This is a genomic window from Dyadobacter endophyticus (genome assembly GCF_014641595.1).
In the GTDB taxonomy this organism is placed as follows: Bacteria; Bacteroidota; Bacteroidia; order Cytophagales; family Spirosomataceae; genus Dyadobacter; species Dyadobacter endophyticus.
Window position 1 is genome coordinate 2882244 of the sequence record NZ_BMIA01000001.1, and the last position, 13238, is coordinate 2895481.

Annotated in this window: 4 protein-coding genes; 2 read left to right on the top strand and 2 right to left on the bottom strand. The window is 48.9% G+C overall.

Going from position 1 to position 13238, the window contains the following annotated elements; genetic code table 11:
- Nucleotides 1–140: 140 nt before the first annotated feature.
- Nucleotides 141–6431, bottom strand: a complete 6291-nt coding sequence (locus IEY24_RS11530; RefSeq protein WP_188931801.1) for a T9SS type A sorting domain-containing protein — start codon at nt 6429–6431, stop codon at nt 141–143.
- Nucleotides 6432–7006: 575 nt separating this feature from the next.
- On the opposite strand from IEY24_RS11530, the gene IEY24_RS11535 reads away from it, so the two are divergent.
- On the top strand, nt 7007–11008 hold the full coding sequence (locus IEY24_RS11535) for a hybrid sensor histidine kinase/response regulator transcription factor (protein WP_188931803.1): 4002 nt from the start codon (nt 7007–7009) through the stop codon (nt 11006–11008).
- A gap of 111 nt (nt 11009–11119) precedes the next feature.
- On the opposite strand, the gene IEY24_RS11540 is transcribed toward IEY24_RS11535, so the two are convergent.
- Nucleotides 11120–11872: a response regulator transcription factor gene (locus IEY24_RS11540; protein WP_188931805.1), complete on the bottom strand. Its 753-nt coding sequence runs from the start codon at nt 11870–11872 to the stop codon at nt 11120–11122.
- Between the two features lie 706 nt (nt 11873–12578).
- Between IEY24_RS11540 and IEY24_RS11545 the strand changes: the two genes are divergently transcribed.
- Nucleotides 12579–12911, top strand: coding sequence for a hypothetical protein (locus IEY24_RS11545; RefSeq protein WP_188931807.1), 333 nt, complete (start codon nt 12579–12581; stop codon nt 12909–12911).
- Nucleotides 12912–13238: the final 327 nt, after the last annotated feature.

Sequence of the window (13238 nt, forward strand, 5' to 3'; positions counted from 1 at the left end):
TTATCGCAGGCCAGGGAGTTGATCTGGTCCAATTGGTCTAGTGCGGTATAGCGTAGTTAAGGTATTTGGCTATCAAATGGTTGGTAAAAAACAGTATCCGAAAACTTCGGATACTGTTTTACTTACCCCAGCACACTTTGTTATTTCACTACAAATGTCTTGCTGTGGCTCTCGCCATTTGCGTACACGATCCTGACCACATACAGGCCTGCGCGTAGATTACGAATATCCAGGCTGTCACCCGACTGGTTGGCTTGCATCACTTCCACGCCGGCGACATTGTAGATCGATGCCTTATACGAGCCGGAATGCGGCAGATTGAGCGACAATCTTCCATTGACTACCGGGTTAGGGTATACGGACAATGCACCTTTCACAACGTCGAACCGGAGTGCTACGGCAGAACTATACATGTAAGTTCCGTCGAGATCGATTTGCTTCAGACGATAGTAGTTCGTACCTGTCATCGGCGACGCATCTTTGAAATCGTAGCTCAACGCACCTTTGCTGTTACCGCCTTCGGTTTGGTTTTCCACAAATCCGATGATGTTCCAGTTACGTGCATCGGCGCTCCGCTGGATCTCGAAGCCTTTGTTGTTCACCTCTTCGGCAGTAGCCCAGGCCAGATTGGCTATGCCACCTTCCTTAGCCGCCTTGAAGTAAGTAAGCGTTACAGGCATTGCCGATTCAGAGGTAGTCGATAGGTACACGAATGAAGAAAGTGAAGAAATGTTATGGAACTCCACATAATTGACCCCATCCTCCACGCCGCTCGCGTTAGGTGTCAGTTGAACGGCCTTGCTTGCGTCAAGCACTCCGGAACCGTACACATTCGCGATGACGTCTTCCGCTGATCCTTCATACTTGAACCATGCGTTCACCTGAGCGCCCGGAAGTTGCGTAGCAGTCAATTCGGAAGCGCTGTAATAGATACGTACTTTGGCCCCTGTGAATGCAGTAGCAGAGCCGTTGGTAACCGATGCGATCCGCGGCATCAGGCTGGTCGTTTTGGTACCATCTGTATAGGTCACGCCTTCCGGAGTAATCTTCACCGTGAGGTTATTGAGGACGTCCGCAGGTAGACCTGACGTTGCGAACAGTTTCAGCGAAGCGTCAGCGCTCTTACGGAAATACGTCCACTCGCCGGTAGCACAGTTATCGACGAATTGCGTGGTTTCTTCCGTTACAGCAGGCAGGTACACAGTACCCGTGGTAATCGGGGTCACTTTACCAAACGTGAAGTAACTGGCGCCATTCGGGAAGCTATGAGTGGCTTCGTAGTCTGTGCCATTCAAAGTCACCGGAACTGCCGTCACGTTGGACGAGAACGCAGCGTCGGACGCGAACAGGATCACATAACCTGCGCACGCATCGTTGGCTAGCGTGGTAGTCCCCACCGAAGCCTGCGGAAAGCGGATCAGGGTCTCTCCGGCCACATTGGTATTCTGAACTTTCCAGATACGGTTCATACGACGGCCGTTGTTGATGCTGCCTGAGTAAACAAACGGTGTATTGGCAGTGGTCATGTTTTGCGTATTGCCGTTGTCACCCCACACAAGGAACTGCCCATCGCTTAGTGAATTGGTATTGGCAGCATTGGTTGCAGCAATTCCACCTAAACCGATGATCACCTGATCGTTGGTGTTCGCATGCTGGCTGCGGCTTTGTTTCTGATGCAGGGCAGAAATAAAGTCATTACCTATACCGGCCACGTTGTTGTAATGGGCAATGTTTGCATCTTTATCCCAAACAACTACTCCACTGGAAGTGGTGTAATTGTTAGTATTATTCAACGTGACACCATATTTGATAGCAAGATAAGTATCTACCTTGTTTCTTTCGGTAGCAGTAACGCTACCATGTCCATAAACAACCAACTCGCCTATATGCCCGGTAAATCCCCAGTCATCTCCTCCGGGGGGATTTACTCCTCCATTTGCACCGAAAATGTGCCCACCGGTAACAGCGCCCGTCGCAGTATGATTTGTACCAGTTCCAATGGCAGCACCATTGAGGCCGTTACTTACATTCACATCAGAAAACTTGTGGTACATAATACTTGGTACAGTAGTAGAAGCTGCAATGCCGCCTGGAACAGCGTTGTACGTTATTAGTGCCCCGGTATTATTTCTTCGGCCAACCCCGCCATTAGGATAAAGAGATGGCTGATCCCAGTTGGTTCCATTAAATGTTGCATTATTCATACCAACATTAAATACCCTAGAACCCGCTGCCCCCTCCTTTGTAACCTTGAAGATATCAAAGTCCAAACTATGTAAGGTTTGCACATCTATATTACCTATCATTTGCTGGATAGCCGTAAAATTGATGCCTGGGTTGTAGTTAAAGTAAGTAGCACCTCCGTTTTTAAATTTAGGCAAAGGAGCTTCATTAATCTGCCCAACCGTTGTACCAGAAGTGAAATCTGTCCAATAAGCAACATCGCCATCTTCACCCGCAGCATCAACTAATTTATCAGCACGGTACCAGTAGCTCAGGTTGTTGGTTACTCCACCCGGTGCCTGAATAAAGGCTGCAAAGGTGAAATATTGTCCATTCGCTATTGTGACATCGGCATAGGCATATTCTATCCCGTTTACAACCTGGCTGTTTTCCATCGCTGTTATTACGTCCGATGCATCAATGGTTGCATCCCCACTTTGGATCAGTTTCAGGTTGGCATATCCCTTAGCCCATGCGACTCTTACCATACCAACAGCGTTGGTATTTTGAGCTTTCCAGATGGATGCAAAGCGGTAATTAACACCACTTATTCCTGCGATAGAAACCGTTGGCGCTTTTGCGAGATTGTTATCACCCCAAATCAGGTATTGACCGTTGGAGAGTACACCTGTGTTGCCAGCATTTGTATTGTCGAGACCCGTGGTACTGATCAAAACTTGCCTGCCTGGGTTGGTGCTCCATGACTGCTTCTGATACAAGGAACCCATATCGTCACGGGAAATACCTGCAATGTTGAAATGATAGCCATTGTTGGTAGCATTTGCCCACACAGTACCAGAAGATGAGTTTACATAGTCTTTTGTACCCGCGGCGTAGGTTGTACCATATTTGATCGCCATATAGGTTTCAACCCGATTCATTTCATCCTCGGTAAGTCGTTGTTCAAACACAACCACTTCATTCAACTGCCCATTCAACGCGCCATGGTTGTCATCCTGGCCAATTTGAAAATCCCGGGAAGCATTATTGATGACGGCATTCTGAATCTGGTTGGTACCCGAGAAAACGGTGCGGTTACCATTTAATGACACGGTAGCGCCCGCATAAGCCGCGGTACTGCCCTCGCCATTCTGCCATCCGGACCCTATGGTAAAGTAATTTTTATTCACAAAACTATTACCACTTAAACCCTGATAACCCGGCCCTCCTGTAAAGAACAACAGATTATAGTTACCACTTACCGAATAGGTATGTAACCCGGGATAATCCATGGAAGAATGAAAACCGGCAAAACCAACATTTTTTAGGCTGTTAAGATACCCTGCCGCATAAATTGACCCATTTGCCCGATCTATCACATTTACTCCTGTGGGAGCGGTGTATCGCATCCACTGGCTGCCGGGGAATGTAACTGTTGGATTGAAATTGGCCAGCGTTGTGGTGTTAGAGAAAGTAGGTCTGTTTCCTGCGCTCGCCTGCACAAGATTGTATCCGGTGCCTTTGTATTCATTCCATTGTTGCAGAGCCTGTCCATCTGTTGCCACCGTTGTGCCCGCGTCAGAAAACTGCTGACCTGCTGCATCTGCCCTATACCATGCCGCCGAAGCTACATTACCCGGTCCGGATACGAACCCTGCGAAAGTAAAGTATTGACCATCACTCAGGGTTACGTCAGCGTAATTATAAGAAACACCATTTACAGATGCTGAATTGGCAGTCATATCTGTTCTGGCGTCTGTATCATCAATGGTAGCGTCGGCGCTTTGAATAAGCGTAAGGCTTGGAATTCCGGACGGCCATGCCACACGCACTGTTCCTACATTTGCTGTATTTTGTACTTTCCAGATAGCCGCAAAGCGTAAATTCAATGTGGGGACACTGGCAAAATTAAACGATGCAGAAAGCGTTTTAGACAAACCATTATCGCCCCAAATCAAATACTGTCCATCAGAAAGTGAAGTTCCGTTTCCAGCATTAGTGTCTGTCAGGCCAGTGGTCGAAATTATAACCTGCTGCCCTTTATTGACGCTGATACTTTGCTTTTGACTCAATGCGGACGACTCATCACTGGCAATACCAGCCACGTTGTTATGATAGGCGCTGTTAGCAGCCGCATCCCACGCAACGCTTCCATTGGAGTTCAGATAATTTACACCTGCCGGCAATGTGATACCATATTTGATCGCCAGATAGCTATCTACCCTGTTTCTTTCAGCCGCAGTCAAATTTCCGCCACCATAAATAACCACTTCTCCAATATGACCGGTGAAGCCCCAGTCATCACCACCCGGAGGATTGGTACCTCCGTTAGCGCCAAAAATATGGCCGCCAGTCATCTGCCCTCTTGCCGAAACATCATATTGTGTACCCAGGCCTGCACCGTTCACACCCTTCCTGATAGATGTATTGGTGAAAGTGTGGTACATGATGCTTGGTATGGTGGTAGAAAAAGCAATGTTACCTGGATTTACTATGACTGCTCCTCCACCTGTACTATTTCTGGTAGCCATGTTGCCGCTGGCATAGAGTCCGGGCTGATCCCAGTTGGCACCACCCAATGAGGTATTATTCATGCCAATGTTAAAATACCTCGTTCCACTCATACCTTCTTTGGTCAATGTGAAAATATCGAAGGAAGTATTTTCTAAGGTCTGGGTGGTGATGTTGCCCAACATTTGTTGGATTGCAGTAAAATTCACACCCGGATTGAAATTGAAATAGTTTGTTGCACCTTGTTTATAAACCGGAACAGGCGCTGTTGCAATTTGACCGGAAACAGTACCTCTTGCAAAATCTGTCCAGGTCGTAACGTTACTACCATCCCCTCCAACTTTAACCAAGCCTTCATCCGCACGATACCATTGGGTTAAACCTGTGGTAACACCACCGGGCGCCGGTACTTTGGCCGCAAATGTAAAATACTGACCATCGGCCAGCGTCACATCCGCATAGTTGTAAACGACGCCATTGATTGTAGTCTCGGATGTCAAAGGTGTCAGCACATCTCCTGCACCGATAGTCTGATCGCTACTTTGGATCAGGCTCAGACTTTTAAGGCCTTTTGGCCAGGCCACACGAACGGTTCCCACAGCTCCTGAATTCTGCACCTTCCATATCGCCTGAAAATGATGGGATACCGACGGAAATGCAGTGGTAGATACGGTTGGCACTTTGGCCAGGCCATTGTCGCCCCATATCAGATACTGCCCTGCGTTCAGCGCTAATGAGTTACCTGCGTTCGTGTTCGTTAAGCCCGTAGTACCGATCAACACCTGACGCCCCGCGTTCGTGCTCCAAGATTGCTTCTGGTGCAACGCACCATTGTCGTCGCGGCCAATACCTGCAATGTTATTGTGAAAACCTGTATTAGCCGAAGCATTCCAAACAACATTGCCGGCAGAGCTCTTGTAGTCGCGCGTTCCGCCCGCGTACGTCGTCCCGTATTTGACAGCCAGGTACGTTTCGACCCGGTCCATCTGGTCTGTCGTCAGCTTATCTTCGAACACCATTACCTCATTCAGCTGGCCGCTGAAAGCACCGTAATTATTATCCGCACCGATACGGAAATCACGCGCGCCGGTGCTCAGGTTGGCATTATAGAGCTGGCTGCCGTTGTAGTCGGTACGTGTACCGTTGAGCGACACGGTCGCCGCTGCGTACGATGCATTCGTACCAGCGCCGTTCTGCCATCCCGAACCAGCCGAAAAGAACATGTCTGCTGTGTAGGCAGAGGCACTCAATCCCTGGTAACCAGGACCTCCTGTAAAAAACAGCAGTTTGTTATTGCTACCAAAAATATGCAGACCCGGATAATCCATCGATGCGTGAAACCCGGCAAATCCGCTTTGTTTCAGCGTGTTCACATAGCCGGCGGCATAGATACTGCCATTGGCCCTGTCGATCAGATTTACACCCGTACCCGCGGTGAATTGTAGAAAGTCGTTACTGCCGTCGAAGGTGACGGTGGGGTTAAAATTTGCCAACGCGGAGCTATTGGAAAAAACCGGCCGTGCGCTGGCCGTAGCCTGGATCAGGTTCCTGCCTGTCCCGCGCGCTTCGTTCCATTGCTGAACGGTGGCGTTATTCGACGCGGCCGTGGAGCCTGCGTCTGAAAATACGGAGCCAGGTGCGTCGGCCCGGTACCAGACCGCTGGGGAAACCCCACCGGGTGCCTGCGCACGTGCGCCAAAGCACGCAAGCATTGCAGAAGCAAGTGCGATGGCGGCAACTTGTACATTTCGTTTCATAAAATAGTTTTCAATTGTCCATAAATGGTTTACACTTCTCTTCTCTTTCTTTTATTTATTCATAATCAGTACATTAAGTATTAATAAATTGATTTTAGAATTTTTGGGCATGGCATGGCCAGCTAGGAGGATACGCTCCGCCCCGAAATGGGTTCTTTGCCCCGGTCCGATTCAGTTACAAGGCTTTATCTCACAGGTGCGAAACTGTTCTGCCTGGTGTCAGGAAATGAAAATGACATAGTGTGGCATAGCGCAGATTTCCAGGATCGTTTACCGCGGAATTAATTCTAATAGTGGAGGTATTCTGAAAATATTTCTACGACAAATGTCCAAACTTAATTCGATTGAGGTAGGGGAGAATCTTGGCTAAATAGTAGGTTTTTCTTGTCAGAAAGGCCCCATAATGACATTTCCCGCACTACTTCACGGATCTTAGCGGGGAAGTTTGGGCAAATCTTACGAGCACCTGTCGGAGCCCTGCCAGGCCACATTCAGTTTGGCTGTATACGTCGAGAGGTCGTAAGTTTGCGTGATTTCACAAAATCATCGTCTGTTTCCCTAGTGCATACCCGTTGATGAATAGCTACAAAAATTTACTGCTTACACTCATTGCCGTTTTTTCCTGCTTCGCTCCCGCGGCAGGACAGTCATTTAAGAATTTTTCGGAGGCGGAAGAATCGCCCATAAACGGAGTCCTTGCCATTACGCAGGATAAAGACGGGTTTATGTGGTTCGGTACGCTGAACGGGCTGATCCGTTACGACACCCGGACGCTGACGCCCTACCGGATGGATCCGGCCAGAAAGCCGCTCTTTTCGGACATCCGTGACATCATTTCCGACTCCCGGGGGCGCATTTGGGTGGGTACGGCTTCGGAGCTGACGCTCTATGACCCGAATACGGCCGATATCACCCATTTTAAATATGACTCCACCCGGGTTAACTCATTGTCCAACGAGTGGGTCAACTGCCTGATCGAAGACAGCAAAAAACAGATCTGGGCAGGGACGCAGCATGGGCTCACCCGGATCGTCACGGGCAATGGGTCGTTCAATGTTTCCCGCCATTTGCAAAACGAATTCAAAGGCCGGGCCCTGAATATCAAATGCATGGCGGAAGGTATGGACGGAACGCTTTGGCTGGGCACCGCCGACGGGCTGATCAGAATGCCGGCAAATGGCGGGAAACCGAAGCTGTATCAAATGCCGAAGACCATATCCCAAACGCAGCTGAACGAGTTTCTGACGGTCTTTACGAACGATAACGGGGCTATTTGGCTGGGAAACAGTCTCGGAGGACTGATCCGGTTCGACCCGGCGGCCGAAGCTTTCAGTACCATCACTGGTTTGAAAAACACCACGGGCGGCTTGCCGGTCGTAAGGGAAATCATCTCCGACAGACGAGGTAAGCTGCTGCTCGCCACGGATTCAGGGCTGGCGCACTTCGATCCATTAACCGGAGAGGCGGATTGGTATACCAACCAGCCCGGCAATCCGCAAAGCTTGCCCGAAAACGCGCTGCTTTCGGCATACCTTGATAACCAGGGCGGACTCTGGCTGGGATCTTACTATTCCGGGATTCACTATTTCCATTTCAATTCGCCGCGTTTCAGACGGTGGCCGTTCGAACCTAACGATCCGCGTGCCGGCTCGTTTGTGAATGCGTGGATCGGAAAAAGTAAAACGAATCGCATGTGGAGTATTTCGGACAAAGCGGACAAGCTCCTGCTTTTCGATGCCGACGGCAAAAATTCGATGACATTTCCACTAAAACTGGCTGCTGAGGGCGACTATTATACGTTTTATATCGATCAAAACGACGTGCTTTGGGCCGGCGGCAACACACTCCTCACCAGTTACGACTTCCGAAGGGGAATTTACAGGCATTACCCATTCGCTAAACCAGGGCAGATCGAACCTGCTAATGGACGCACCTACGCAATCACCGAAGACAGCTTCGGGCATTTCTGGGTCGGTGGGCGGTACGGCTTGCTTTTATTTGACAAAACGACCGGTACTTTCACAAAAGAACCTGTGGTCACCTACACCACAACTATTTTCGAAGACTCCCGGCGGAATATCTGGATCGGCGGAAAAGCCGGGTTGTACCGCATAAAAGCGGAAGCAGCCAGGTCGCCCAGGCCCGCGATTGAAAAAATTCGTTCGCAGGAAGAGTTCGTCATTTCCTGGCGGATCAATGAAGACCGGGCGGGAACCATATGGGCCGCTTGCCACACGCAGCTTTTAAAATATAATCCCGAAAAAAATCAATTTGAGCTGAACACGGACATCCCGAGGGAAGCCGCGCTGGATGTAGTACCCGACAGCAAAGGCTATATCTGGATCAATGCATCATCGAAATTGTACCGGTACCATCCAAAGGAAAGGACCCTGCAATCGTACAGCGCACACGATGGTTTGCCTTTGAAAGGGACCTTAATGCAGGGCGCGGGGACGGTCGACAGGAATGGCCATCTCTATTTCGTGACCGACAAGGGCATGTTTAGCTTCGACCCGGCCACCATCTCCATTCCTAACCGCACCGCCCCGATTGTCTTGAGCGCATTGAAATTGTATAACAAAACAGTGCGGGTAAGCGACAGTACCGGCATTCTCCCCCTGCCTGTCGGCAAGGTAAAGGAGATCACGTTCCGGCATGATCAGAGCATTTTTACCCTCGACTTTGCGCTGCTCGATTATGTGAGATCGGATGTCAACCGGTATGCCTACAAAATAGACGGCATTGACCGGGATTGGAATTACGTGCAAACCCCATCGGCCACCTACACGAACCTGCCCACCGGGAGCTATATTTTCCAGGTAAAAGCTGCTAATGGGGACGGCGTGTGGACAGAAGAGCCGCTGCAAGTCAGGATCAACATCCTGCCGCCCTGGTGGCGAACGTGGTACGCCTACGCTTTCTACCTGTTGCTGACCGCCGGTATCGTGTATATTATTACGCGCTTCTTCTGGATAAGGAGCTCTTTCAGAAGAGAAAATGCACTGAACCAGGTAAAACTCGATTTCTTCACCAACGTATCCCACGAAATCCGGACGCACCTTTCGTTGATCAGCGGGCCATTGGAAAAAGCCTACCATCAGGCGGTAGAGGGCAAGAACAACGAAAATTACCTCGGCTATGCCCGAACCAGTTCCGACAGGCTGATGCTGCTGGTGAACGAGCTGCTCGATTTCCGTAAGATCCAAAGCGGCGGTTCGCGCCTGCAGGTGCGCGAACACGACGTGGTCAGGATTATCAAAAGTGTGATTGCCGCATTTGAGCACATGGCGAAGGACAAAAGCATAGAAACCATGCTCATCGCTCCGGAAACGCCGGTACCCTTATGGTTCGATATCGACCAGATGCAAAAGGTATTCTACAACCTGCTGAGCAATGCCTATAAGTTCACGCCCGAAGGCGGCAAGGTAACCGTGCGCATTGCAGAAACCTCCAACGAAGTAAAAATCACCGTGGAAGACAACGGCAAGGGCATGTCCCGGGAGCATTTGCAGAAGCTTTTTACCTATTACTACCAGGCGGATTCGGAGAAGCCCGGTTACGGCATCGGACTGGCCTTGTCCAAGGCTATTGTAGAGCAGCACCGCGGCTACCTTACCGCCGAAAGCCGTCTGCACAATGGTCATGCACACGGCGAAGCGTCACCCGGAGGCACTACTTTGGCGATCAGGCTGCTGCGGGAAAAGCGGCATTTCGGGCCCGACGAGCTGGCGCTGAACGGAAATGGCTATATGGGCGATATGCTGGCTGAAATGGCGGCGATGCCGGCCAGTAACCAACTAGCTGATGCCAAACAGTCCAACACCATCCTCATCATCGAAGACAACGACCAGCTGCGGGTATTCATCCGGGACCTGTTTGAAGGCGAGTTCAATATCATTGAAGCGGAGAATGGCTTGCACGGCCTGGAACTGGCCAACGAGCATTTGCCTGACATTATCCTGTCGGATGTCATGATGCCCGAAATGAATGGACTGGAAGTCTGCAACAGACTGAAAACCAACATCGCCACCGCACACATTCCAGTGGTACTGCTCACCGCCCGAACCCAGAACGAACAAGTCATCGAAGGGCTCGAATCGGGTGCGGACGACTATCTGGCTAAACCCTTCGATCCGCGGATTCTTGAATTGAAAATCCGCAACCTCATCCGCGTACGAGATCAGTTGCGGGCGCGTTACCGGCAATCAGTGTTGACAGACGAGGACGGGAACACTATTGCCCAGGATGTGAACGAGGCATTTATTGCCAGGATCAGAACCATGGTAGCCGAAAACCTGGCCGACCCCGACTTCGGTGTAAACGAACTTGCGGCGCAGGCGGGGGTGAGCGTATCGGTGCTATACCGCAAGCTGAGGGCGCTCACAGGTATGACCGTAAACGAGTTTGTAAAAGCGATCCGGCTTAATGAAGCCAAAAAACTACTAATATCGGGGGTTTATAATGTAGCAGAGGTAGCCACGATGATCGGATTCGACGACAGCAAGTATTTCAGCAAAGAGTTCAGAAAGGTGTTCGGGAAAACCCCGAACGAGTTTAAAAAGAACACAATCAGCTAATTATACAAAATCAGGCCTCCCGCAAATCCGGGAGGCTGATTTACTTACTCAACGTCGGCCGGAATCCGGCTAAGATTTAGTGTGTATACCAGTGTAGTCATTACGTTTACTTCATTTAGTACGTCGTTTCACTTCCGTGGGAGTTTCTCCGAAAAATTTCCGGAATTCTTTGCTGAAATATTTGCTATCCTCATATCCGATCGCGGCGGCTACCTCCGCCACATTATAAATTCCTGTCTCCAATAGTTTCATGGCTCCCTTCATTCGAATTGTTTTAACAAATTCGTTTACAGTGGCACCTGTACGTAATCGGAGCTTACGATAAAGGACCGAAACGCTAATGCCTATTTGAAATGCCATTTCATGGACACCAAAATCCGGATCCGCGATATTTTCGAGGATGAGCTGTTCCAGTTTTTCAAGAAACTGGTCGTTTAATCCATTCGATTCGGATTGGGCCGACATTTCCTGTACGACTTTACCACGCATTGCATCGCGTGACCGAATCAGGTTTTCTATTTTCAATCCCAGCACCTGGCTATCGAATGGCAAAGAGATATAATCATCCGCACCAGCTCTAAGTCCGTCTATTTGCTGCGAAACGGGCCCCAATAAAATGACGGATGCGTGGCTTGTCGCGGCATCGGATTTCAATTCCGTACAGATCGACATCCCGCCAACCGACGAAGTGGAAATATCGCAGATAACCAAATCGGGTTTTAATTGACGTGCCAGGGAAAGCCCTTCTTCACCGCCATTGCTTTCTATTACACGGAAGCTATTCCTTGATATATTCCGCCCCAGATTGTACGGATTAATACTATTTTCAATAATTAATATCAGCCTCCCGTCTTCCGAATTCATAACACGATCAAGTGCAAATAATTTGTTATTTTAATAAAAAGGTGCTCGCTAAAATAAATGCCGGAATTACCTATTGCGGAGTTGAGTAAAGATCTGGGCCGACGATCTTGACTTCCCGTCGGATGCCCACAAACATACCTGACAGCTTATTCGCATTCAACGCATTACTGCCCAAAACAGGCCATAAACACAAAAATCCTACCAGATAGGCAAGATTTTCTACCATTCCGCCGGGGTTCGGATACCGGCAGGATAGCACTGTCGGGGCCTGTCACGAGATTTACCGGAAAGCATTTTTCCCTACACTTATTTTTTTATCCGACAAAAAAATAACCGCACTAAAATGACGATTATCTCCCCCCAGTGTCTGAAAATAAAGTGGCAATTTGAGCCTGATAAAATCGTCGGACATCCATCATTGATTTGATCGCCTCCGCATCATTCATATAAAGAATATTATACGAAAATGAGAATCCACCTCACCGAAGAAGATTATCGGGTAATCATTGTAGATAGCCGCCCCATGTTCCGAGCGGGAATCAAATCGGTTATGCAATCGATGATACCCCGATGCAGGTTTTCTGAATACAACTTGCTAACCGATCTGTCAATAGACAGCACGGTCGAATGCTGCACCTATTTTTTTTTCAGGGTGAGAAATATGTCCGATAAAGTAATTATAAGCGCTATTAAAAAGATAAGGTCGATGTATCTGAACTGCAAGATCATTCTTTTTGACTATCAGCATCAAATTGGCGACATCATCCATTTCTTCCGGGAAAAAATCGATGCATATTTACCCGATGATTTCGGCGACCACGATCTCAAAGATTGTGTCAAATCGTTGGTCTCAAACCGGATATATGTCAATATGCAAATTGCGATCGACCTGCTGATGACAACTCCACGGGTCTTTCAGCGAAAAAAACGCATTGACGCCGACAGAAATAAAGGTGGCCAATTAAATCAAGTTGACTGGGCCTCGCAAAACCAATGTGCGCTACACCCGCATCGAAAATCCGCAGGAGGTGAGTTATGATCCGTTCTTTGAGGGTGAAAACTTTTTCCCGGGCAGAAAGTGGACACCGTTGGTTTCGTTCGGAGTGAAGTTTGGCCTACTGGTTTGGCAGAAACGGGACTAAAGACAATGCAGAAAGCAGATTTCCCTACTGCACTTTTAAAATTCAGACCGATAGGAAAAGGGCCGATATTTAGCAGCAGCCTCGTATGTAGCGGTCTGGCAATGCAATACACTCCAAGCAGCAATCATAAGTATAACGGTGTCCTAAACAACTCGATGAAGTGAACTAATACGATTTCAAAATTAGAACTGTCCGCTCGTTCATTGTCATACGTATAGAGAAAA

Excerpts from the sequence above, each read along its gene's own strand:
- IEY24_RS11545 (WP_188931807.1), top strand. The coding sequence starts at position 12,579 with ATGTATCTGAACTGCAAGATCATTCTTTTTGACTATCAGCATCAAATT.
- IEY24_RS11530 (WP_188931801.1), bottom strand. The coding sequence starts at position 6,431 with ATGAAACGAAATGTACAAGTTGCCGCCATCGCACTTGCTTCTGCAATG.
- IEY24_RS11540 (WP_188931805.1), bottom strand. The coding sequence starts at position 11,872 with ATGAATTCGGAAGACGGGAGGCTGATATTAATTATTGAAAATAGTATT.
- IEY24_RS11535 (WP_188931803.1), top strand. The coding sequence starts at position 7,007 with ATGAATAGCTACAAAAATTTACTGCTTACACTCATTGCCGTTTTTTCC.